21 protein-coding genes and 1 tRNA gene are annotated in these 22912 nt (G+C 75.6%); 9 read left to right on the forward strand and 13 right to left on the reverse strand.

The features are described from left to right. Window positions 1–207: 207 nt before the first annotated feature. A tRNA-Met gene (locus tag G9H72_RS10270) sits at window positions 208–284 on the reverse strand. Window positions 285–335: 51 nt separating this feature from the next. After that, the gene (locus G9H72_RS10275) at window positions 336–3365 is read right to left on the reverse strand and encodes a UPF0182 family membrane protein (RefSeq protein ID WP_331272170.1); all 3030 of its coding nucleotides are present in this window, start codon (window positions 3363–3365) and stop codon (window positions 336–338) included. A 161-nt stretch (window positions 3366–3526) separates the two neighbouring features. Between G9H72_RS10275 and G9H72_RS10280 the strand changes: the two genes are divergently transcribed. Further along, on the forward strand, window positions 3527–4066 hold the full coding sequence (locus tag G9H72_RS10280; protein ID WP_166170620.1) for a PPA1309 family protein: 540 nt from the start codon (window positions 3527–3529) through the stop codon (window positions 4064–4066). 21 nt (window positions 4067–4087) lie between these two features. On the opposite strand, the gene G9H72_RS22955 is transcribed toward G9H72_RS10280, so the two are convergent. The 4 genes from G9H72_RS22955 to G9H72_RS10300 all read right to left on the reverse strand — a co-directional run bounded on the left by G9H72_RS22955 (window position 4088) and on the right by G9H72_RS10300 (window position 7385). After that, window positions 4088–5278: a YlbL family protein gene (locus G9H72_RS22955; protein ID WP_331272171.1), complete on the reverse strand. Its 1191-nt coding sequence runs from the start codon at window positions 5276–5278 to the stop codon at window positions 4088–4090. Between the two features lie 46 nt (window positions 5279–5324). Continuing rightward, the gene (locus G9H72_RS10290) at window positions 5325–5543 is read right to left on the reverse strand and encodes a hypothetical protein (RefSeq protein WP_166170622.1); all 219 of its coding nucleotides are present in this window, start codon (window positions 5541–5543) and stop codon (window positions 5325–5327) included. A 127-nt stretch (window positions 5544–5670) separates the two neighbouring features. Beyond that, window positions 5671–6165: a molybdenum cofactor biosynthesis protein MoaE gene (locus tag G9H72_RS10295; RefSeq protein WP_166170624.1), complete on the reverse strand. Its 495-nt coding sequence runs from the start codon at window positions 6163–6165 to the stop codon at window positions 5671–5673. Beyond that, entirely contained in the window at window positions 6165–7385 is a 1221-nt protein-coding gene (locus tag G9H72_RS10300) for an NAD-dependent epimerase/dehydratase family protein (protein ID WP_407939584.1), read from the reverse strand. Before G9H72_RS10300 ends, G9H72_RS10295 begins: the two co-directional genes overlap by 1 nt. Before the next feature lie 86 nt (window positions 7386–7471). Between G9H72_RS10300 and G9H72_RS10305 the strand changes: the two genes are divergently transcribed. After that, window positions 7472–8923, forward strand: coding sequence for a zinc-dependent metalloprotease (locus G9H72_RS10305; protein WP_166170628.1), 1452 nt, complete (start codon window positions 7472–7474; stop codon window positions 8921–8923). An 11-nt stretch (window positions 8924–8934) separates the two neighbouring features. Continuing rightward, complete coding sequence (locus G9H72_RS10310; RefSeq protein ID WP_166170630.1) at window positions 8935–9549, forward strand: NUDIX hydrolase; 615 nt, start codon at window positions 8935–8937, stop codon at window positions 9547–9549. 40 nt (window positions 9550–9589) lie between these two features. On the opposite strand, the gene G9H72_RS10315 is transcribed toward G9H72_RS10310, so the two are convergent. Then, the gene (locus G9H72_RS10315) at window positions 9590–10255 is read right to left on the reverse strand and encodes a M48 metallopeptidase family protein (RefSeq protein ID WP_166170632.1); all 666 of its coding nucleotides are present in this window, start codon (window positions 10253–10255) and stop codon (window positions 9590–9592) included. A gap of 325 nt (window positions 10256–10580) precedes the next feature. On the opposite strand from G9H72_RS10315, the gene G9H72_RS10320 reads away from it, so the two are divergent. From G9H72_RS10320 to G9H72_RS10330, 3 genes are all read left to right on the forward strand, one after another. After that, complete coding sequence (locus G9H72_RS10320) at window positions 10581–10739, forward strand: DUF5679 domain-containing protein (RefSeq protein ID WP_166170634.1); 159 nt, start codon at window positions 10581–10583, stop codon at window positions 10737–10739. 290 nt (window positions 10740–11029) lie between these two features. Beyond that, entirely contained in the window at window positions 11030–12181 is a 1152-nt protein-coding gene (locus tag G9H72_RS10325; RefSeq protein WP_166170636.1) for a thiamine biosynthesis protein ThiF, read from the forward strand. Window positions 12182–12299: 118 nt separating this feature from the next. Then, entirely contained in the window at window positions 12300–13610 is a 1311-nt protein-coding gene (locus tag G9H72_RS10330) for an ABC1 kinase family protein (protein ID WP_166170638.1), read from the forward strand. Window positions 13611–13635: 25 nt separating this feature from the next. Here G9H72_RS10330 and ligD read toward each other — a convergent pair whose 3' ends face one another. After that, window positions 13636–14568, reverse strand: a complete 933-nt coding sequence (ligD, locus tag G9H72_RS10335; protein ID WP_166170640.1) for a non-homologous end-joining DNA ligase — start codon at window positions 14566–14568, stop codon at window positions 13636–13638. Between the two features lie 155 nt (window positions 14569–14723). Between ligD and ku the strand changes: the two genes are divergently transcribed. Further along, entirely contained in the window at window positions 14724–15851 is a 1128-nt protein-coding gene (gene ku / locus G9H72_RS10340; RefSeq protein WP_166170642.1) for a non-homologous end joining protein Ku, read from the forward strand. A 421-nt stretch (window positions 15852–16272) separates the two neighbouring features. Here ku and G9H72_RS10345 read toward each other — a convergent pair whose 3' ends face one another. From G9H72_RS10345 to G9H72_RS10360, 4 genes are all read right to left on the reverse strand, one after another. Next, window positions 16273–16512 carry a hypothetical protein gene (locus G9H72_RS10345; protein WP_166170644.1) on the reverse strand — a complete coding sequence of 80 codons (240 nt, stop codon included), beginning with the start codon at window positions 16510–16512 and terminating at the stop codon, window positions 16273–16275. Window positions 16513–16555: 43 nt separating this feature from the next. Beyond that, window positions 16556–16852, reverse strand: coding sequence for a WhiB family transcriptional regulator (locus tag G9H72_RS10350; RefSeq protein WP_407939585.1), 297 nt, complete (start codon window positions 16850–16852; stop codon window positions 16556–16558). 105 nt (window positions 16853–16957) lie between these two features. Further along, window positions 16958–17350, reverse strand: coding sequence for a hypothetical protein (locus tag G9H72_RS10355; protein ID WP_166170646.1), 393 nt, complete (start codon window positions 17348–17350; stop codon window positions 16958–16960). A gap of 97 nt (window positions 17351–17447) precedes the next feature. Beyond that, window positions 17448–19724, reverse strand: a complete 2277-nt coding sequence (locus tag G9H72_RS10360; RefSeq protein ID WP_166171181.1) for an ATP-dependent DNA helicase UvrD2 — start codon at window positions 19722–19724, stop codon at window positions 17448–17450. Here G9H72_RS10360 and G9H72_RS10365 point away from each other — a divergent pair. After that, window positions 19723–19977, forward strand: a complete 255-nt coding sequence (locus tag G9H72_RS10365) for a mycoredoxin (protein WP_166170648.1) — start codon at window positions 19723–19725, stop codon at window positions 19975–19977. The genes G9H72_RS10360 and G9H72_RS10365 overlap by 2 nt on opposite strands. Window positions 19978–19989: 12 nt before the next feature. Here G9H72_RS10365 and G9H72_RS10370 read toward each other — a convergent pair whose 3' ends face one another. Next, window positions 19990–21345, reverse strand: coding sequence for a serine hydrolase domain-containing protein (locus G9H72_RS10370; RefSeq protein ID WP_166170650.1), 1356 nt, complete (start codon window positions 21343–21345; stop codon window positions 19990–19992). Window positions 21346–21499: 154 nt separating this feature from the next. On the opposite strand from G9H72_RS10370, the gene G9H72_RS10375 reads away from it, so the two are divergent. Then, on the forward strand, window positions 21500–22912 hold the full coding sequence (locus G9H72_RS10375; protein ID WP_166170652.1) for a dihydrolipoyl dehydrogenase family protein: 1413 nt from the start codon (window positions 21500–21502) through the stop codon (window positions 22910–22912).

Genomic DNA, 22912 nt, shown 5'->3' on the forward strand with positions numbered 1-22912 from the left:
ATGAGCCCAGCGAGCTACCGAGCTGCTCCACCCCGCGTCGGTGAGACCAGGATACCCGACCCGCGCAGCGGGGCCGCGCCGGACAGGCCCCTCGCGTCCGGCCTGCCGCCCGCACTCGACCGCGAAGGGCGACGGGGGAGAGACATGCCCGGACAGCGAAAGAGCCCCGGCCCTCTCGCGAGGGCCGAGGCTCTGACGGACTTGCACTGGTAGCGGGGGCAGGATTTGAACCTGCGACCTCTGGGTTATGAGCCCAGCGAGCTACCGAGCTGCTCCACCCCGCGTCGGCTCTGCCAGCATACGTGCCCGTAGCCGGCAGGCCAAATCCAGGTGACCTACCGGGGCGCCGCCGTGCTGCCCGGCGTCGGAGCGGCAGCCGGGGAGGCCGCGGCCGTGGGTGACGCCGACGGGGTGGCGGCGCCGCCGTCGGCCGCCCCACCGCTCGCCCCCCTACGGTTCGACGCCGCGGTCGCCCGGTCGAGAGCGTCCTTCAGCCGCTGCTGCGCCTGCCCGTAGGCCGTGAAGTCGCCGCGCTGCAGCGCCTCCTGGCCGGCCTGGTACGCCTCCTGCGCGTCGAGCAGCGCCTCCTCGAGCGTGGTGCCTCCACCGCCGGTCGTGGGCGGCGGCGTCGTCGCCCCCGGTGCGGGCGTCTCCTCGGTCGGCGGCGTCGTGGTCGGCGGGGTGGCACCCCCGCTCCCCTGGCGAAGCCGCTCCAGCTGTGCCAGCGCGTCGTCGAGCGTGCTCGCGTAGACGTTGCGGGTGCCGTCGGAGGCCAGCACGATCTGCAGCAGCGGGTACGTCGTCCCGGTGCTCGCCCGCACGTACACCGGCTCCACGTAGACGAAGCCCGCGTTGTCCCCCGACCCGACCGGGAGCGTCAGCAGGTTGCCGTACTCCACCCGGGAGGAGCCGCCGCGCCCTTGCAGCAGGGTGATGCGCTCGGCGATCTGCTGGTTCGAGGTCAACGCGTTCTGCGCCAGCTGCGGGCCGTTGATCTGCCCGGAGGTCGACGGCACCGCGAGGACGCGGATCTTGCCGTACTCGTCGGAGTTCGGGTCGCTGTTGACCGTCATGAAGGCGGTCAGGTTGTCCCGGCGGCCGATCGGCACGAACGTCGTCGTCAGCGAGAAGGCCTCGTCGGGCATGTCGCCGGTCTGCAGCGTCAGGTAGTACGGCGGCTGGACCTCGTTGTCGACGTTGCGCGTCGGGTCCTGCGGGATGCGCCAGAAGTCCGTGCTGCTGAAGAACGTGCGCGGGTCGTCGACGTGGTAGCGCGAGTACAGCTCCCGCTGGACCTTGAACAGGTCCTCCGGGTAGCGGATGTGGTCGAGCAGCCCCTCGACCTCGCCGAGCGCGTCCCGGTCCTGCACGGTGCCGGGGAAGGCGCTCCGCCAGGCCTTGAGGATGGGGTCGTCCTCGTCCCAGGCGTAGAGGTTGACCTCGCCGGTGTAGGCGTCGACCGTCGCCTTCACCGAGTTGCGGATGTAGTTCACCCGCTGGTCGCTCTGGCGCGCGACGACGGTGGCCTCGGTCGCGTTGAGGATGTCGGCCGTCGCGCTGCCCAGCTCGGTGCGCGTGGAGTACGGGTAGGAGTTCGACGTCGTGTAGCCGTCGAGGATCCACATAATCTTGCCGTTGACGATCGCGGGGTAGGGGTTGCCGTCCACCGTCAGCCACGGCGCGACCTTCTCCACCCGGTGGCGCGGCTGCCGGTCGTACAGGATCCGGGACTCTGAGTTGACCCGGTTCGACAGCAGCAGGTTGGTGTCGCGGTACTTCAGGGCGTACATCGACCGGTTGAGGAACGAGCCGATGCTCACGCCGCCGCCGCCGGCGTAGGTGTTGCGCGACCGGTCGTCCTCCGGGTTGTCGACCTCGTAGGGCGCGCTGCCCTCCGGTGCGCCGACGATGGAGTACGTCGGGGACTTCTCCCCGAAGTAGACCCGCGGCTCGTCGATCTGCAGTGCCCCGGAGCGCAGGAAGGCGGGCTCGCCGTTGGTCGTGGGCGTGTCGCTGGGTGCCGCCACGAACCCGTAGCCGTGGGTGTAGACGGTCCGCTCGTTGGTCCAGTTGCGCTGCCCCGCGTCGAGCTTGGAGGTGTCGATCTCGCGCACGGCGACGACGGTCTCGACCTGCTCGCCGTCGATGTCGTAGCGGTCGACGTCCAGCGGGCTGGCGAACTCGTACCACGCCTTGTCCTGCTCGCGGGCGGTGAACGTGTCCGAGACGACCAGCGGGTCGATCAGCCGGGCGTTCTCCACGGTCGGCGAGTCCTGCGGGACCTGCGCCCCGGCGGTGGCGTTGAACGGGGTCCGGTCGACGTCCTCGAGCTGGTAGGCCTGCCGGGTCTGGGCGATGTTGCGCTCGATCTGCGCGGCCTCCCGGTCGGCCTCGCTCGGCTTCACCCGGAACTGCTGGAACAGCGCCGGGACCAGGCCGCCGATGAGGACGGCCGCGATGACGAGCGTGCCGACGCCGAGGCCGGGCAGCACCCAGGTCCGCCGGGCGATGTTGGCGAAGCAGAGCACCGCGCAGATCACGGCCACCCAGGCGAGGATCGTCTTGGCCGGCAGCAGCGCGTTGATGTCCGTGTAGGTCATGCCGGTGAGCTCGGCCCGCCCGACCCGGGCGTCGCGGATCTCCAGCGAGTAGCGGTCGAGGAAGTAGGCGACCGCCTTGAGCAGCACGAACACGCCGAGCAGCACGCTCACGTGGACCCGCGCGCCGGTCGTCGTGCGGTCACCGACGCCCTGCAGCCGGATCGCGCCGTAGAGGTAGAGCACCGCGACGGAGACGAGCAGGCTGATGAACGTCAGTGCGAACCCGAAGCCGAGCAGGAACCGGTACCACGGCAGGTCGAAGGTGAAGAACGAGACGTCCATCCCGAACTGCGGGTCGGAGGTGCCGAACGACCCTCCGTAGCGCCACAGCATGAACGTCTTCCACTCCCCGGCGGCCGCCCCGCCGGCGAGCAGGCCCAGCAGCACCGACAGCCCGACGACGAGCGGGCGGCGGTAGGGCTCGATGCCCATCCGGTAGCGGTCCAGGCTCTGCTGCTCCTGGGAGGTCGCGACGTACGACGGCCGCGCACGGTGGGCCAGCACGGCGTTGAGCAGCACCGCGCCGGACATGAGCGCGCCGAAGACGACGAAGAGCACGATGCTCGTGCCGAGGCGTCGGTTGTAGACGCCCGAGGCGTCGACCGAGCGGAACCAGAGCAGCTCGGTGTAGTACGCCGTGAACACGGCGAAGGCGAGCGCCAGCGCGGCCAGGATGGCCAGCGTCGGCAGCAGCACCCGCCCCCGGCGTCGCGACAGGGGAAGGCGGGGCGTACGCCCCGGGTCACGCGGCATCGAGAAGCTCACGAAGGCAACACCTAGGGTCGCAGGTCGGGGTTCGCCGGGCCTGCGGCCAGGCGCCTGTTCCGGCTCAACTTACGCCAGGGACGCCGGAGTTCCCGTCCCAGCGCGGCGGGAGGGCGCCCGCCGGCCTACGGGTTGGGGGCCGCGGGTGCCAGGATGAGCCGATGGTCGAGAGCCCGGCGCCGCCCCCCACGCCCCCCACGCCGCTCGCCGAGGTCGTCGCGGAGGTCGAGCGGCACGCGGCCGCAGCCGGCTGGGACCGCCCGCCGCGGCTGTACGCCCTGGTCCCCACCGCCGCGCTGCTGGCCCGTGAGCCCGCGCTCGCGGCCGCCCTGGGCGACCCCGCTCCGGGCGCGCTCACGCCCGTGGAGCAGGAGGAGCTGCCGAAGCACGCCACGCTCGAGGAGCTGCTCGCCGGCATCGCCTGGCCCGCCGACGTCGCCGGGACGGCCCTCGTCGTCGAGCGCCTCGTGCTTCCCCCGGAGGCCGAGCAGGGGATGCCGGCCGACGAGCAGGAGGCGCTGGAGTGGCTGGCGGCGCACCCGCAGCGGCAGGAGGTGCGCGTCGCGGTCGGGGTGCTGCGCGGCGGCGAGCGCTCGTGCGCCCTGCGCATGCGCGCGCACGACGACGACCTGGCCGTGCTGCGCGGGCCGGACCTGCTGCCCGGGCTGGCCGACGCGCTGGCCGCGACCCTCGCCGAGTGACCTTCGGCCCCTGCCCGGCCGTCAGGAGCAGGAGGGCAGCCCGGCGATCTGCTCGGCGTCGCCGCCGCGCAGCGTGTCCAGCGCGCTGACCGCCTCGGTCAGCGTGCCCACCTTGACCACCCGCAGCCCGTCCGGGACCGCCCCGCGGGTCTCCTCGCAGTTGTCCGCCGGGGCGAGGAAGACGCTGGCGCCGGCCCGCTTCGCGCCGACGAGCTTCTGCTTGATGCCGCCGATGGGGCCGACCGCGCCCTCCTCGGAGATCGTGCCGGTGCCGGCCACGAAGGCCCCGCCGGTCAGCTCCCCGGGCGTGAGCTTGTCGATCAGCCCGAGGGCGAACATCATCCCGGCGCTCGGGCCGCCGACGTCCTCGAGCTTGATCTCGACCTTCAGCGGCGGGCGGACCCGGGCCGACGGTGTCACCCCGATCACGGCGCGCCCGTTGCCCCCGTCGGCCGTCGTCATGGTCAGGCGCAGCTGCTTGTCGCCCCGCTCGACCGTCACCGACACCCGGTCGCCCGGCTGGTGCGCGGAGATCGCGTCCCTGACCGCCTGCGGGTCGGCGACCGCCTTGCCGTCCACGGCGACGATCACGTCCCCGGCCCGCACGACGCCCTCGGCGGGCGCGTCCTTGACGACCGCCTGCACGACCACGTCCATGGGGATGCGCAGGTGGTGCAGCGCCGCGGTCGTGGCGCTGCTCTGCGACGCGGCCATCTCCTCGGCGTTGATCTGGCGGGCCTGCTCGCGGGTCTGGCCCTCGGGGTAGACGCTGTCGCGCGGCACGACCGCGTCCGCCGGGTCGAGCCAGCCGCGCACGGCGTCGAAGAGGCCCATGCGGCTGCCAGGGCCCCCGCGGACGGACACGGTCAGCAGCTGCAGGTGGCCGGAGGTCGGGTACGTCTGCCGACCGGAGACGCTGATGACCTCGCCGGCCCCCTCGACCGAGCCCAGGGTGTTGCTGGTCGGGCCGGGCATGAGGACGACGTACGGCACCGGCAGCAGCGCGGCGATCGCCGTCAGCAGCACGACGAGGACCGCTGCGAGCGTGAGCGTGGTCGCCCGGCGGCCCAGGCCGAGCAGCCGCGCCGCCGCCCCCCGCCCGGTGCCCTGCGGGCCGTGGGCGTCCATCGCCCGCGGCTGGCCGCTGCTCGCCTGCGGCTCCGCGCCCGCCGGCGCGGGAAGCTGCCCCTGCGGGCGGTCGTCGGGGCTCACCGGGCAGGCCGATCGTCGGTGACGCGGGCCCGGGTCGGGCGCGTCCTCATCGGGCGCGGCCCCCCTCGGGCTGGTCGTCCGGCCCGGCCTGCTCCTCGACGCGGCCGGCCCGCGCGGCCGAGTCCAGCGCCGCGGTGAACCGGCGATAGCCCTCGACCGTGTCGTGGGCGTCGGCCGGCGGCCGGGTGCGCCCCGCCCAGGCGACCCAGGCGATCGCGAGCACCACCGCGACCACGGGGATCGCCAGCCAGGCGAGCTGGTTCACGTTCGCAACTCTCCTGAACGGGTTCTGGGCCTCGCGCCGCGACGGTGGGGACCGCGACGGTCTGCTGCCCCGGCGTACGACCAGGGTAACGACGTGCCCCGTGAGCGGCGTTCCGGCGCGTAGCCGCTCAGGGCGAGCCGACCCACTCCTCCCCGCCGTCGGCGAAGAGCTGGTGCTTCCAGATCGGCGCCCGGGCCTTCAGCTCGTCGATCAGCCGCGCGCAGGCCGCGAAGGCCTGCTGGCGGTGGGCCGCCGCCACCGCCGCGACGACGGCGAGGTCGCCCAGGACGAGGTCGCCCTGCCGGTGCACGACCGCGACGGCGCGCACCCCCTCGACCGCGGCGGCCTCCGCCGCCACCTCGCGCAGGGCCTGCTCGGCGCTGGGGTGCGCGGAGTAGCCGAGGCCGGTGACCGCGCGCCCGCCGTCGGTGTCGCGGACGGCCCCGAGGAACGTGACGATGCCGCCGGCGCCCGGGGAGGCCACCGCGGCGAGGACCTCGTCCACGGACAGCGCCGTGTCGCGCACGGCGACCAGGCGGACCTCCCCCGCCGGCCCGGAGCCTGCGGTCGGCGCCGGCGGTGCGGCGGGTGCGGCCGGTACGGAGTGCGGGCCTTCGGTCATCAACGCCTCCTGCGCCGCGCGCGGCGTACCAGTGCCGCCGTGCCCACGACGGCGACGGCCGCGCCGGCGGCCCCGATGGTCGCGTCCCGCCGCCCGGACCGCCGGCCCGCGCCCTCGGCCGCCTGTGCCAGCAGCTGGCCGAGCGCGGTCTCGTTGTCCCAGGCCGGCCGCCACCCCGCCGCCCGCAGCCGGGTCGACGGGACGACCCAGGGGTGCACGACGTAGGCCAGGTCGGACGCGGACTCGTGCACCACCCCGATCCGGTGCAGCCGCTCCGCGGTCCCGAACGCCAGCGTCGAGGGCAGCTCGATCCGCCGGATGCCGGACAGCTGCTCGACCCGCTCCTGCTCCAGCCAGCCCTCGCACCCGACCGTGACCGCACCCGACACGGCGCCGAGCGCGGCCAGCACGAGCGCCGACGCCAGGTCGTCCACGTGGCAGAACTGCCAGCGGGGGCGGGTTCCGCGCACGACGAGCAGGCGCGGCGCCTCGAAGTGGCGGGTCAGGGCACTCTCCAGCCCGGGCCCGACGAGCGGCGCGGGGCGCAGGACGGTCACCTCCAGCGAGGGCCGGGCCGCCCGGGACCGCTCGGCGAGCGCCTCCACCTCGAGCAGGTCCCGCACGGTCGCCGAGTCGGGCATCGCCCGCAGCGGCGCGTCCTCGTCGAGGGGCACGGGGTTGTCCGGCAGGGCGCCGTAGACGAGCGCCGACGTGACGAGCACGACCCGGCGTACGCCCGCCGCGGCCGCCGCCGTGAGCACGGCCGCGGCGGCGCGGGCGTAGTCGCGGTGCGGTGCCTGTGGCCGGCCGTCGGAGCCGTCCGGCTCCTCCCCGGCCACGACGGGCTCCGGCTGCAGCGCGACGACGACGTCGACGCCGGTCAGCGCCCCGAGCAGGGAGGGGCTGCTGACGTCGACGAGCCGCCAGTCGGCCGCCGCAGTGCCTGCGGCGCCGCCCGCAGCCGTCGTGCCGTCCGTGGCTGCGGTGCCGTCGCCGCCGGCGTCCCCGGCACCCCCCGGGCGCTCGTCGAGCGCGACCACCGCGCCGACGTCCGGACGGGCGAGGAGCAGCTCGGTGACCAGGCTGCCGACCCCGGAAGCGGCGCCGGTGACCGCGACGGTCGGCCCCGGCCGCGTGCCCGCGGTGCGCCCTGGGCGAACTGCCGCCCCGCCGGTCACGTCTGCCCGTCTCGGGGGCGCACGGCGCCGGGCCCCGCGGATACGGTGGGGGCCATGAGCAAGGCCGCGGCGTTCATCGCCCACATCCTGCCAAGCGACCGTCCGGGCGTCGTCGGCCCGGCCTCGCGATGAGCGGCGTCCCCTTCGGCTTCGGCCCGCCCGGGCGCTCCGGCGACGGGGGCGCAGGCTCCGGCGGCGGCAACGACCCGGCCCGCCAGCCCGACCCCTCGGACCCCTTCGGGCTGCTCGGCGCCATGGGCGACCCGGCATCCATGGGCGCGGCCCTGCAGCGCCTCGGCCAGCTGCTCTCGTGGACCGGCGGGCCGGTCAACTGGGACCTGGCACGCGACGTCGCCCGCGCCGGCCTGGTCGGCAAGGACCGCTCCGTGGGCACCGCCGAGCGCGAGCAGGTGGAGCAGGCGCTCCGCCTGGCCGACCTGTGGCTGGACCAGGCCACGGCGCTGCCGGCCTCCGGCGCTCCGGCGCAGGCGTGGAGCCGCGCCGAGTGGGTCGAGCACACGCTGCCCAGCTGGAGAGGGCTCGTCGAGCCGGTGGCCGCCCGTGTGGTCGCCGCGATGGGCGAGACCCTGGCCGAGCAGGCCCAGCAGGGCCTCGGCGACCTGGCCGGGGCCGGCGGGATGAGCCCGGAGGCGCTGGGCGCCCAGCTCACCGGGCCGCTCGCGGGCATGGTGCGCGCCATGGGCGCGTCGATGTTCGGCGCCCAGGTGGGGCAGGGGCTGGCCGCGCTCGCCGGCGAGGTCGTGGGCTCCACCGACGTCGGGGTGCCGTTGCTCGACGGGCGCGCCGCACTGCTCCCCGCCGGCGTGGCCGCGTTCGCCGACGGGCTCGAGGTCCCCGAGGAGGAGGTGCGCCTCTACCTCGCCCTGCGCGAGGCCGCGCACCAGCGGCTGTTCGCCCACGTGCCGTGGCTGCGCGCCCGGCTCTTCGGCGAGATCGAGGCGTACGCGTCCGGGATCACCATCGACACCAGCCGCATCGAGCAGGCCGTCGCCCAGCTCGACCCGTCGGACCCCTCGGCGCTGCAGGAGGCCCTGGGCTCCGGCCTCTTCGACGTCGAGCCCTCCCCGGCCCAGGCCGCCGCGCTCGCCCGGCTCGAGACCCTGCTCGCCCTCGTCGAGGGCTGGGTGGACGAGGTCGTCGCCGCGGCCGCGGAGCCGGCGCTGCGCAACGCGCCCGCGCTGCGCGAGGCCGTCCGGCGACGGCGGGCGACGGGCGGGCCGGCCGAGCAGACGTTCGCCAGCCTGGTCGGGCTCGAGCTGCGCCCACGCCGGCTGCGCGACGCGGCCGCGCTGTGGAAGGCGGTCGCGCAGGCCCGCGGCATCGAGGGCCGCGATGCGGTGTGGGGCCATCCGGACCTGTTGCCCGGCTCGACGGACCTCGACGCCCCGGAGGCGTTCGCCGCGGCCGGCGAGGACGAGGCCCTGGACCTGTCCGGCCTGCTCGCGCCCGGTGCGGAGCCGGGCGCGGAACCGGGTGGGGGGAGCGGGCGGGGGCCGGACGATGGCCCGGGCCAGGGGTCGGACGAGGGACCGGAGCCGCCCGAGCACCGCGCTCCGTGACGGCGCACGGCATGCCGGCCGCGGAAGGCCCGGCGGCCGGATCCGCGGGGACGACGCCGGCGGCGGGCGCGGACGACGTGCTGCACGCCGACGCCGTCGCGGCCCTGCGCGGCTGGGCCGCTCCCGACGCCGGGCAGGAGGCGCTGCGGGCGGCGTACCTCGCGCACCTCGCCACCCGCCCGGACGGGCTGAGCCGCCACTGCCTCGCCGGCCACCTGACGGCGAGCGCCCTCGTGGTCGACCGGTCCACGGGGCGGGCGCTGCTGACGCTGCACCGCAAGCTGGGCCGGTGGCTGCAGCTGGGCGGCCACTGCGAGCCGGGCGACCGGACGCTCGCACAGGCCGCTCTGCGCGAGGCGACCGAGGAGTCGGGCATTCCGGGGCTCGTGCTGCGCCCGGTCCCCCTCCGGCTCGACCGCCATCTGGTCCCGTGCGCCGGCCCCGGCACTTCGGTGGCCCATCTGGACGTGCAGTACCTCGCACTGGCCGCGCCGGGCGCGGTGGAGCAGGTGAGCGAGGAGTCACTGCAGCTGCGGTGGTTCCCGCTGGACGGGCTGCCCGCGGGCACGGACGCCTCGGTGCGGGCGCTCTGCGCGGACGCGGCCCGGCTCCTGCCGACCCCCTGACCGACCGACGGCGGGTGACCGGCCCACCGTGCGAAGGCGTCTACTCCCCCACATCGGAGTCGCAGGCGACCTCGGACGAGGCCGCGCCCTCCGCGATCGCTCCTGCGTCGACGGCGTCGGGGGCGGCCGCGCCGGCGGCCTCCACACCCTCGAGGAAGCCACGCGCCCGCTCGGTCCGCGGGTATGCCTCCAGCAGCGCCCAGAAGGCCGGCCCGTGACCGGGCTCGAGCAGGTGGGCGAGCTCGTGCAGGAGGACGTAGTCCAGGACCCACCCCGGCATGCCCTGCAGCCGGGTGCTGAGCCGGATGGAGGCGTCCGCCGGGGTGCACGAGCCCCACCGGCTCCCCTGGTTGTCGACCCAGCGGACCGTGGCCGGCACCGCGCGCCCGTCGAGGAAGCGCTGGGAGAGCTCGGCGGCCCGGTCCAGCAGCGTCTCGTCGGTCGGCCGCCGTCGCCGCTCCTGCAGCTCCAACCGCCGGAGCATCGTGGTGACCCACTGCCGTTCCTGGGCCGCGGGCAGCCCGGCGGGGACCAGCACGACGACGGTGTCGCCGTCGCGGTAGGCCGAGACGGTGCGCCGTCGGCGGGCGCTGCGCCGCACCTCGACGTGCGGGGCGCCGGTGGCGGGCGCGCCAGCGGCGGGACGGGCGGGCGAGGGTCTCGCGGACGGGTCACCCTCCGCAGGCAGCGCCCCGCTCCCCTCCATGTTCGGACGCTACCGCGGATCCTGCGCAGGGTGGGGCAGAACACGCAACCGGCCAGATCTCCACAAGTCCTGCCCGACATCAGTGCAGGTCAACGAGGTTCCGCCGTGGCTGTCCCCAGCGCCGTCCACAGGTTTCGCCCACGTCGTCCCCAGGCGCGTGCACAGGCCCGGCCCGTGCCCCGGCGCGCCCGCCGCCCGTGGCATCCACGGCGTTCGGCGCCTCCTGGCATAGGCTCACCGCTCGGAGCCTTCGCCGGGCGACGGAGCCCGGGAGGAACCCCTCCCCAGGCCCAGCCCGGCTCCCCCCGACGACAAGGAGATCCTCGTGGCCGAGAGCTACAGCGGCGAGGCGTACTGCGTGAAGTGCAAGGAGAAGCGGGAGTTCACCGGCGAGGTGAAGGTCAGCGACTCCGGCCGCCGCATGGCCCAGGGCATCTGCCCGGTCTGCGGCACCAAGCTCAACCGCATCCTCGGCAAGGCCTGACGCGCAGCGCACTGCTCGCCCCGACGCGGGGCCGTTCCCGACCCGGGAGCGGCCCCGCGCCTTTGTGCCCGGCCCGAGCCCGCGCCGCTGCCCGCGGCACGCCGGCGCTGCCCGCAGGACAGCCGGCGCTGCCCGCAGGACAGCCGACGCTGCCCGCAGGACAGCCGACGCCGCGCCTGGGGACGCCGGCGCGGCCCGTCGCCGAGAGCTCGGCCTGTGGACGGGGCGGCCCGCCCCCCGGCCGACTCGGCCAGGCTGCTGCCGCCGTACTCGCCGTCGCCGGAGGCCCCATGCGCCCAGCCCTCAAGCCCGCCCTCCGTCGTCTCTGGCGCGACCCGGCGACGCTCCAGCTGGGCCTGGACGCCGACCGCGCCGTCGTCGTCGGCGGCCTGGCACCGGCCGCCGCGCGCCTGCTCGAGTCGCTGGACGGCACCCGCGAGACGGACGAGCTGCTGCAGGGGACCCGGTCCCACGGGGTCGACCCCGCCACCGTGAGCGCGCTGCTGGCCCTGCTCACCGACAGCGGCGCGGTGGAGGACGCGGCGGCCGACCGGCGGGTGCTGCGCGAGCTGCCCGGGCTCGACCGCGAGCGGCTGGCACCGGACCTGGCCGCGCTCTCGCTGGCGCGCCGAGCCTCGGACGGCGGGGCGGGCGCGCTGCGCTCGCGGCTCGCGCGCACCGTCCGGGTGCACGGCGCGGGCCGGGTCGGGGCCGGCGTGGCCGCCCTGCTCGCCGCCGCGGGTGTCGGCCGGGTCGAGGTCGAGGACGCCGGGCCGGTACGCCCCGGCGACCTGAGCCCGGGCGGACACCCTCCGACCCGGCTGGGCTACCGGCGCGGGCCGGCGGCCGAGCAGTCCGCGGCGCTGTGGACGTCGCGCCCAGCCCCGCCCCCGGCCGCGCCGTCCCAGCCCGCCGGCCCGCGGGGACGCCGGCCCGCCGCCGGGCGCGCCGGGGACCCGGCGACGCGGGCCGCCCCCGCGCCGGGCATGCGGCTGCCTGACCTCGCGGTGCTCGCCCCGGCCCTGTCCCCGGCCCCGCACCTGGTGGAGGCGCTGGTCCGCGACGGCGTCCCGCACCTGCTCGTCGCCGTGCGCGAGACCACCGCGGTGGTGGGCCCGCTCGTGCTCCCCGGGCGGTCGGCCTGCCTGCGCTGCCTGGACCTGCACCGCACCGACCGGGACCCCGCGTGGCCACGTCTCGCCGCGCAGCTCGCCGCGCCCGCGGCGCCACCCGTCGACAGCTGCGACGTGGCGCTGGCCGCCCTGGCCGCGGCGAGCGCCTGCCTGCAGGCGCTGGCCTACCTCGACGGCGACGAGGCCCCGGCCGTCCGGGACGGGGCCCTGGAGACGGCGCTGCCCGCCGGCCGCACCCGCCGCCGTTCCTGGTCGGTGCACCCGGCCTGCGGGTGCGGGTGGCAGCCCGGCACGGAGGCGGCCCGGTGAGCGACGCGGCCACCCGGCCCCTGCGCCGGGGTGCCCCGATCTGCGGGGCGTGCCCGGGTTCGGGCCGGGCCGGGCCGGGGCACGGGCGCCCGACGCCCGCGTGCGTCAGGATGGACGGGTGAGCGAGCTCCCACGCAAGGCAGTTGCCCGGACGGCCCGGCTCGCCGCCCTTCCCGTCGGGTTCGCGGGGCGTACGGCCCTGGGGCTGGGCAAGCGGCTCGGCGGCCGGCCGGCCGACGAGGTCTCGGCCGACGTGCAGGCCCGCACGGCCGAGCAGGTCTTCCGCGTGCTGGGCGACCTCAAGGGCGGGGCGATGAAGCTCGGCCAGGCCATGTCGATCTTCGAGGCCGCGTTGCCGGAGGACGTGGCCGCGCCCTACCGGTCGACGCTCACCCGGCTGCAGGACGCCGCGCCGCCCATGCCGGCCGACAGCGTCCGGGAGGTGCTCGCGGCCGAGCTCGGGCCCGGGTGGGCGGCCCTGCTGCCCGAGTTCGAGGACGTGCCGGCTGCGGCGGCCTCCATCGGGCAGGTGCACCGGGCGCGCTGGTCCGACGGGCGAGCGGTGGCGGTGAAGGTGCAGTACCCCGGCTCGGAGCAGGCGCTGCGCGCGGACCTGGACCAGCTGACCCGGCTCGGGCGGGTCCTCGGCCCGCTCGTGCCCGGGATGGACGTCAAGCCCCTGCTGCGCGAGCTGCGCGACCGGGTCGCCGAGGAGCTGGACTACGGGCTGGAGGCCGAGGCGCAGCGCGCGTTCGCCGCGGCGTACGCCGGCGACCCCGAGATCGCGGTGCCGCCCGTGCTCGCCAACACCGCCCGCGTGCTGGTCACCGAGTGGCTCGAGGGGACCCCGCTCTCCCAGGTCATCGCCGACGGCGACCAGCCCGAGCGGGACCGGGTCGGCCTGCTCTACGTCCGCTTCCTCTTCTCCGGGCCGGCGCGGGTGCAGATGCTCCACGCCGACCCCCACCCGGGCAACTTCCGGGTGCTCCCCGACGGCCGGCTCGGAGTGGTGGACTTCGGTGCGGTCGCCCGGCTGCCCGGAGGGCTGCCCCCCTCGATCGGGACGCTCATGCGCCGCGCGCTGGATGGCGCGGCGTACACGATGCTGGCGGGCCTGCGCGAGGAGGGCTTCGTGAAGCCGGGGGTCACGATCGACCCCGGCGCGCTGCTGGACTACCTCGCGCCGTTCATCGAGCCGGCCAGCGTGGAGCGGTTCCGTTTCACCCGGGCCTGGATGCGCGAGCAGTTCGCGCGGATCAACGACCCGCGCCAGCCGGGCTACACGGTCGGGCTGAAGCTGAACATGCCGCCGGCGTACCTGCTCATCCACCGGGTGTGGCTGGGCGGCATCGGGGTGCTGTCCCAGCTGGGCACGGAAGCGCCGTTCCGGGCCGAGCTCGACCGCTGGCTGCCGGGCTTCGCGGACTGACCGCGCGGCTCCTGGGCGGCCCGTCTCACCCCGGAGGCGCCGGCAGCCGCTGGCGCAGCTCGAGCAGCGGGGCGAACAGGTCGCCGACCTCCTCCACGCGCGCGAGCACCTCGCCGGCCGTGAAGCGCAGGTCCTCGGGGCGCTCGCACGCCTCGACCTCGTCCCACGTCACCGGGGTGGAGACGGTCGGGGCCTCCCGCGCGCGCAGCGAGTAGGGCGCGACCGTCGTCTTGGCCGCGTTGTTCTGGCTCCAGTCGATCAGCACCTTGCGTGGGCGCAGCGCCTTGGTCATCCGGGACACGATCAGGCCCGGGTGCTCGCGCTCCAGGCACTCGGCGAGCTTCTTCGCGAAGGCCGAGGTCCGCTCTCCCGGCTGGGGGGCGATCGGGACGTACAGCTGCAGCCCCTTGGACCCGCTCGTCTTCGCCCAGGCGCGCAGCCCGCCGTACTCGGTGCGGGCGAGCACCTCGCGCAGCAGCAGCGCGACCCGGCAGCACTCCACGACCGTGGCGGGCGGCCCCGGGTCGAGGTCGAGCACGAGCAGGTCCGAGTCGTGGATCGCGCCGCGCGGCCCGACGGTCCACTGCGGGACGTGCAGCTCGAGGGCGGCCAGGTTGGCCAGCCAGACGAGCGTGGCCAGGTCCTCCACGACGACGTAGTCGACCGTCTCGCGGTCCTTGCTGCTGCCCGGCGACGGGACCGCCACGGTGCGCACCCAGTCCGGGGTGTGGCGGGGCGCGTTCTTCTCGAAGAACGGGGTGCTCTCCACCCCGTCGGGGTAACGCTTGCGCGTCAGCGCCCGAGCCGCGAGGTGGGGCAGCAACACCGGGGCGATCCGCGCGTAGTAGTCGATGACCTCGCCCTTGGTGAAGCCCACCTCGGGATAGAGGACCTTGTCGAGGTTGGTCAGCACGAGCTGGCGCCCCTCGACCTCGACCCCGGTCTTCGTCGGCGCCACCGCTCTCCCCTCTCCCGCGGGCCGTCCCGCGGGGCCGCAGCACTATCGTCCCTTGGCACGGGAGTGGCCGTGGGCCGCGTGCACGGCCTCCTCCAGGGCGTACCTGCCCGCGCGCCCTGTTTCCACACGCCGCCCGTTCGGGGAGACTGATCGCCATGCAGGCCATCTGGAAGGGCACGGTCTCCTTCGGGCTGGTGTCGATACCCGTGAAGCTCTACGCCGCGACGGAGGAGAAGGGGATCTCCTTCCGCCAGGTGCACGACGCTGACGGTGGCCGGATCAAGTACAAGCGGGTCTGCTCCATCGACGGCGAGGAGGTCGCCTACCGCGACATCGTCAAGGGCTTCGAGTTGCCCGACGGCGACGTGGTCGTGCTGAGCGACGAGGACTTCGCCGCCCTGCCGCTGCCGACCAAGCGGACGATCGACGTCCTGCAGTTCGTGCCGCTGGAGCAGATCGACGGCGTCTACATGTCCAAGCCGTACTACATCGCCGCGGACGGACCCGGCAACAAGCCCTACGTCCTGCTGCGCGACGCGCTCGAGCGCAGCGGCCGAGCGGCGTTGGTCAAGGTGGCCCTGCGCAACCGCGAGTCGCTCGCCGTGATGCGGCCCCGCGACGGGGCGCTGCTCGTGCAGACGATGCTGTGGCCGGACGAGGTGCGCGGGGCCGAGCCGTTCGCCCCCGACGAGGACGTCTCGATCCGCGACCAGGAGGTCGCGATGGCCGAGTCCTACATCTCCACGCTCTCCGACGACTTCGACCCCTCGGCGTTCAGCGACGACTACCGCGCGGCGCTCGAGGAGCTCGTCGCGGCCAAGACCGGCGGGCGCGAGCTGCAGGACGAGCAGGAGGAGCCGGAGACCGGCGGAACCGTCGTCGACCTGATGGCGGCGCTGCGCGCGAGCGTGGAGGCGGCACAGGCCAAGCGGGCGGGCGGCGCCGCGGCCCCGGCGCGGGCGGCGCAGCACGACGACGACGCCGGCGATGACGGGACGGCCGGCGAGACCGACAGCGGGGCCGACGCGTCGGAGCAGCGGCCCGCGCGCAAGCGGGCCGCGGCGAAGAAGGCCCCGGCGCGCAAGGCCGCCGAGGACGGGGGCAAGGCTCCCACCAGGAAGGTCGCGGCGAAGAGCTCGTCGGCCGCGAAGACGCCGGCGAAGAAGGCGACGACCGGGACCGCCAAGAAGGCGGCGGCCAAGACCGCGACCAAGACCGCGACCAAGACCGCCACGAAGTCGGCCGGCACGGCGAAGAGGGCCGCTGCGCGCAAGAGCGCTTGACCGGCCTCCTGCTCGCGCACCCGCGAGCGCGGCTGCCCGCCCGCCGAGGCGGCTAGGCTGGCCCCGTGAGTGTCGGTCTCTTCCTCGCCCTCACGGGCGCAGTCCTCCTGGCTGTGGTCGTGGTCGTGCTGGTCGTCGCGTACCTCGGCTCGTCCCGGGCGCGCGCCCGGCGCTGACCCCTCCGCGACTGGTCGCCCCGGGGCGCGGTCGGGACCTCGCCCGCGGCTGGGCCGCGAGCACCGCGGCCAGGGCCCGACGGGCGGCGTAGACCGCCAACAGTCTGCTCATCGTCGTTCCGTCCCTCGCCGGCTCCGTCGCTTCGACGCCACGGAGCCCTGGTCGTGCGGGCGGGGCGCGCCTGCGACGCCCCGCCCCCGTCCCCGGCCCTTCGGGCCGGAGCCTGCTGCTGCCGGGACGGTGGCTATCCGGGCAGGTCGGCGAGCGCGCTCAACCGGCGCGCCCGCGAGACAGCGCGCTCGGCGCGCCGGCGGGCCTTGGCGGCTGCGAGGTGACGCAGCCGCCGGCGTACGTGCTCGGCCTCGTCCAGGCGTTCCGAATACTGCGCACGCGCGAGTGCTTCGTGCAGAAGTGACATGGCGTTGCTCCGGTCGTCGAGCTGGGGGTAGGCGCGTCGGGCGGGGGCGGGGGCGAAGGTGAACATTTCTCGTTCCGTCGAAATAGAATCGGATGGTCGGGCGAGCGGGTCAGGCTGCGACGGGGTTCTTGCGCGGGCGGCCGCGCGGCCGCTTGCGCGGGACGACGACGCCCTGCACGAACAGCTCACCGCCCCAGACGCCCCACGGCTCCTGCCGGTCGAGCGCACCGGCCAGGCAGGCGGCCCGGACCGGGCAGTCGCGGCAGAGCGCCTTCGCGAGCTCGACGTCCGCCGGTGACTCGGCGAAGAAGAGCTCCGGGTCGTCCCTGCGGCACGGGACCGCGTCGAGGACGTCCTCTATGGAGTCCGTCAGCTCCATGAGCTGCACGGATGCCACCCCCTTCAGGATTCTTGCTTCGGCAATCTGAACTTCGGGCGTTGGTCTTCGGACAAACAGAAGGGCCGCGGATCCCGGTGTCGGGTTCCGCGGCCCTGGAGGCTGCCGGTCTGGTCAGACCGGGGGGCTCCAGGCTCGGGAACCGTGGACACGGGGGCGGGCGTACGTGTGCGCCTGCTTCTTCGCCGCGGCCGGCGCCACGACGGCGGCACGGCGGGCAGCTGCCGCGAACGGCACCTGCGCGACCGGCATGACGGCGAGCGGCATGACGGCGACCGGCAGGCCAGCGACGGGAGCGACGACGGCCGGCACGGCTACCGCGGCAGCAGCAGCCACACCCGCGACCCGGACGGCGTCGTTCACCGGGCAGACGTCGGCCGGGAAGGCAGGCGCGAGCGACGGCAGAACGGGGCACACCGAGACAGACGTGCCGGGACGCCAGAAGGCATCGGTCAACGGCAGGACGTCACGCGCAAGGGAAGGCGCGAACACGTTCATGTTCTCCATGACGAGCGCACCTCCATCCACGGCGTGGGGCTGCCGGTCGCAGCCCCTTCTCTCGGTTGTCAGAGACCGTAGTGCGGTCGGTGATACGAGAGCAACCCTATTTTTCGTCGGCACGTCCGGCGGGCTCTTCACCGCGCACGAGCGCCAGGACGTCCGCGCCGTAGCGGTCGAGCTTGGCCGCGCCGACGCCCGGGACCCGGGCGAGCTCCGCGGTGCTGCGCGGCGTCGCCTGCGCGATCGCGGCGAGCGTCGCATCGGTGAAGACGACGAAGGCGGGGATCGACTGCTCCTTCGACAACCGCAGCCGCCAGTCGCGCAGCCGGGCGAACAGCTCCTCGTCGTACGCCGCGGGGCAGTCGCCGCACCGGCCGAGCTTGCGCTCGGCGGCCCCGGAGAGCGGCTGCCCGCAGCCGGAGCAGACGGTCGCGAGCGCCCGCTTGTCACGGCCGCGCCGGCCGTCCCGGTCGCCACGGCCCGAGCGCTCGGGAGCCGAGCCGCCGGGCCGGAGGCCGTCGAGGAAGCGGGACGGGCGGCGCCCGCGCGCACGCGACCACGACAGGATCAGCCGCTCCCGGGCACGGGTCACCCCGACGTACAGCAGCCGTCGCTCCTCGGCCACCTCCTCGTCGGTCTCGGCGAAGGAGATGGGCACGAGCCCCTCCACGAGGCCGACGAGGAACACCACGTCCCACTCCAGGCCCTTGGCGGCGTGCAGCGACGCGAGCGTCACGCCCTCGACCGTCGGCGCGTGCGCCACGGCCGCGCGCTCGTCGAGCTCGGCCACCAGGTCCTGCAGGGACGCGGCCCCGCGCGACGCTGCGAGCTCCTCGCCGAGGCGCACCAGGGCACTCAAGGAGTCCCACCGCTCGCGGGCCGCGCCCCCCGCCCGCGGTGGATCCGGCGTCCAGCCCATGGTCGACAGCACGGCGCGCGCGGCGTCCGGCGCAGGCTCCTCCCCCTCGCCCGCCCGGGCGGCGCCGCGCAGCAGCAGGTGGGCCTCGCGCACCTCGCGGCGCTCGAAGAACCGCTCCCCGCCCCGCAGCACGTAGGGGACGCCGGCGTCGGCGAGGGCCTGCTCGAAGGCCTCGCTCTGCCCGTTGGTGCGGAAGAGGACGGCGATCTCGCTCGCCCGGGCGCCGCCGCCGATCAGCCGCGCGGCCTCCTTCGCGACCGCGTCGGCCTCGGCCGCCTCGTCGGCGTGCTCGACGTAGCGCACGGCGGGGCCCGGGGGGCGCTGCGCCACGAGCTCGAGCGGGCGGGCGCCGGCGGCGGCGGGACCGCCCCGGGCGAGCAGCGCGTTGGCCAGAGCGACCACCTGAGGGGTCGAGCGGTAGTCGCGCACCAGGCGGACCTCGGTGGCGTGCGGGTAGCGCCGCCGGAACCCGAGCAGGTGCGAGGGGGTCGCCCCCGTGAAGGAGTAGATGGTCTGGCTCGGGTCGCCGACGACGCAGAGCTCGTCGCGGTCGCCCAGCCACAGGTCCAGCAGGGACTGCTGCAGGGGGCTGACGTCCTGGTACTCGTCCACCACGAAGTGGCGGTACTGCCGCCGCACCTGCGCCGCGACCTCGGCGTTGTCGGCCAGCAGGCCGACGGCATAGACGAGGACGTCCTCGAAGTCGATCGCCCCGCGGTCGCGCTTGACCTCCTCGTAGGCGCCGAGCAGCCGGGCGACCTCCGCCGCCGCGAGCCCCGCGGGCGGGACGCGGCCGGCCGCAGCGGCGACGCGCTCGTAGTCGTCGCGGTGGGTCTGGGTGACCTTGGCCCACTCCACCTCGCCGGCGAGGTCGCGCACGCTGGTCCGGTCGGTGGGCAGCCCGAGCCGGGACGCGGCCTCCCCGACGAAGCGGGCCTTCTGCGGGACGATCGTGGGCAGGTCCCCGCCGACCACGCGGGGCCAGAAGAACTGCAGCTGACGGAGCGCGGCGCTGTGGAAGGTGCGCGCCTGCGCGCCCTCGACACCCAGCGCCCGGAGCCGGGTGCGCATCTCGCCGGCCGCCCGCGCGGTGAACGTGACGGCCAGGACCTGCTGCGGGACGTAGACGCCGGCGAGCACGCCGTGAGCGATGCGGGCGGTGATCGCCCGCGTCTTGCCGGTGCCGGCGCCGGCCAGGATGACGACCGGGCCGGCCAGCGCCCGGGCGGCCGCCCGCTGCTCGGGGTCGAGGGTCTCCAGGACCGAGTCGGCGTCGGGGGCGGCATGCGGGCCGGCGTCGGACGAGGCGGCAACGGGCAACACCGCCCCATGGTCGCAGCCCGCGCCGACGGAGCCGAGGCGCCGCGGCCGGTGCGGGGAAGGATGTGGACCGGTCCCACGTTGTGGACAGCGAGAACGGCGCCGGGACTCCCCCGGCCCAGACGACGAGGAGCGATCCATGTCCGACGCGGCCCGCGAGGTCGTCATGTACTCCACGACCTGGTGCGGCTACTGTCGCCGCCTGAAGTCGGCCATGGACCGTGCCGGCATCGCCTACAGCGAGGTCGACATCGAGCAGGACGCGGCCGCGGCCGAGTTCGTGATGGGCGTCAACGGCGGCAACCGCACCGTCCCGACGGTGAGGTTCCCCGACGGCTCGGCGTTGACCAACCCCTCGCTCAAGGACGTGCAGTCCAAGCTCGCCGTCGCGTGACCTGACGCCCGCTCAGCCCGACGTACGCCAGCCCGGTGGCTCGATGCCGCCGGGCTGCACGTCGTCCGGGGCGTACGGGCCGCGCGTGAGCACGAAGGTCGCGAGGTCCAGGTGGCTCACCGAGCCGTCCTCGCGGCGTACGGCCCGGAGCGTCTCGCCCGCGTAGTAGCCGTCGAGGCCGCGCCAGGCCTGCCCCTCGCGGCGGAAGCGCGACTCCCGGCCCCGCCCGCGGAAGGCGACCAACTCGAGCATCCCGTCGCCGAGCAGGCGCAGGGCCAGCGGCGCCGGCCCCCAGTGCCAGAGGCCGAGCAGCTCCAGGACGGCCTCCGGCGCGTCCGTCGCGGGCGCCCACTCGGGCACCACGTAGGGGTCCAGCTCGCGCAGGGTCGCGAGCAGGTCGGTGCCGATCGACATGTCGAGCCCGGCGGTCGTGTTCGCGAGCACGACGGAGGCCGTCCGCTCGGCGGGGTCGACGAGGAACGAGGCCAGGAAGCCCGGCATCGACCCGCCGTGCCCGATGAGCGTCCGCCCGTCGGCGTCCCGGTGCACCTGCAGGCCGAGCCCGTACGCCGACCAGCCCGACGGCCGCTCGTCCACCCCGCCCGGGACCGACATCTCCTGCACCGTCGCCGGCGACAGCACCTCCGGGGCCGCGCCCAGGAAGACCCGGGCGTAGCGCGCGAGGTCCTCGACGGTCGACCAGAGCTGCCCGGCCGGCGCCATGGCCCCGTGGTCGTTCCCCGGCTCGGGCAGCACGAGGTCGGCCCAGGGGTGGACGGCCAGCCCGGGAGCGGCGGGGGCCTCCGGCATCGTCGACGTGCGCCGCATGCCGAGCGGCTCGAGGATCTCCGCGCGCACGCAGCCGGCCCACGAGCGGCCGCGCAGCCCCTCGACGACGCGCCCCAGCACGCCGTACCCGAGGTTGGAGTAGTGGAAGCGCGTCCCGGCCGCGTGCTTGACGTCGTGGGCAGCCGTGGCGGCGGCGAGCGCCTCCCAGTCGCCGCCCGCGGTGCGCTCCCACCACAGGCCCGGCGACTCGGCGGTGATGCCGCTCGTGTGGGCCAGCAGCTGGGCCACCGTCCGCTGCCCGAACGGGGTCCCCGGCGCGAGCCGCTCGACCGGGTCGTCGAGGCGGAGCAGGCCCTCGTCGCGCAAGCGCATGACGAGCACCGCGGTGAGCGTCTTGGTGATCGAGCCGATGCGGTACTGCACGTCGGCGTCCGGCCGCGAGCCGTCGACGACGCCGCGCCCGGCCGACCAGGTGAGCTCCCCGTCCTGCACCACGCCGGCGGTCAGCGACGGGACGCGGCCCTCGGCCTGGGCGCGGGCGGCACGGGCGAGCAGGCGGGCCTCGACATCGGGACGCATGGTCGGACAGGCTATTGCTCGTGGGGTACGGGGGCGCGGGCAGCGTGCGCCGGACGAGCTCGCTGCCGCTGGCCCCCCGGCCCGGCCCCGGCCCGTGATCGAGGGGCGCGGCCCGGGGCTCGCCGTCACGATCACTGCCTGACACGATGCGCTCATGGACGAGCGCGAGTTCGACGTCATCGTGGTCGGGGCGGGGCCGGTCGGGGAGGTGGCGGCCGGGCGGATGACCGCCGGAGGCCTCTCGGTGGCCGTGATCGAGGCCGAGCTCGCGGGGGGTGAGTGCTCCTACTGGGCGTGCATGCCGAGCAAGGCGCTGCTGCGCCCGGTCGAGCTGGTCGAGGCCGCCAAGCGCATCCAGGGCGTCCGCGGCGCCGAGGTCGACCCGGCGGCGGTGCTCGCGCGCCGGGACAAGGTCGTCAAGCGCACCGCTGACGGCGGGCACGACGACTCCGGCCAGACCGAGTGGGTGCGGTCCATCTGCGCCGAGTTCTACCGCGGCCGGGGGCGGCTGGCCGGGGAGAAGCGCGTCGAGGTGCTCGTGGACGGCTCGGCCGCCCACACGCTCACGGCGCGGCACGCAGTGGTGCTCGCCACGGGCAGCAGGCCCACCGTCCCGCCGGTCCCCGGGTTGCGCGAGGCGAGCCCGTGGGGCAGCCGCGAGGTCACGAACGTGGACGCGGTGCCGGGCCGCGTCGTGATCCTCGGCGGCGGCGTCGTCGGCTGCGAGTCCGCCGCGATGCTCGCGGGGCTGGGCTCGGCGGTCACGCTCGTCTCCCGCGGCGGGCTGCTCGACCGCAACGAGCCCTGGGCCGGGGAGCTGGTGGCGGACGGGCTGCGCGCACAGGGCGTGGACGTACGCACCGGGCTTCAGGTGTCGGAGGTGTCGCGGTCCGGCGACGGGACGGTCACGGTGACGGCCGGGGACGAGACGTTCGTCGCCGACCAGATCGTGTCCGCCCTGGGCCGGCGCCCCGCCACCGAGGGCATCGGGCTCGAGTCCGTCGGGCTGGACGCCTCGAAGGCCATCGAGGTCGACGACTCGCTGCGCTCCACCAGCCTGCCCTGGCTGTACGCGGTGGGCGACGTCAACGGCCGCAACCTGCTGACGCACATGGGCAAGTACCAGGCCCGCGCCTGCGGGGACGTCGTCGTCGCCCGCGCGAAGGGCGAGCCCGACGACGGCGCCAAGCTCACGGCGTACGCGGACCACGAGAAGACGCCACAAGTCGTCTTCACCGATCCGCAGGTCGCAAGTGTGGGGCTGACGGAGAAGGCGGCGCGCGAGCAGGGCTACGACGTGCGCGTCGTGGAGTACGACCTGGGCTGGGTCGCGGGCGCGTCCCTGGTCGCCGACGACTACAAGGGCAAGGCGTCGATGGTCGTCGACGAGAAGCGCCGCGTCCCGCTGGGGTTCACCTTCGTCGGGCAGGACGTCGCGGAGCTGCTCCACGGGGCCACCGTCGCGGTGACCGCCGAGGTGCCGCTGGAGACGCTGTGGCACGCGGTGGCCAGTTACCCCACCGTGAGCGAGGTCTACCTGCGGCTGCTGGAGGCCTACGGCCTCTGA

Source organism: Motilibacter aurantiacus (assembly GCF_011250645.1).
Lineage (GTDB): Bacteria > Actinomycetota > Actinomycetes > Motilibacterales > Motilibacteraceae > Motilibacter_A > Motilibacter_A aurantiacus.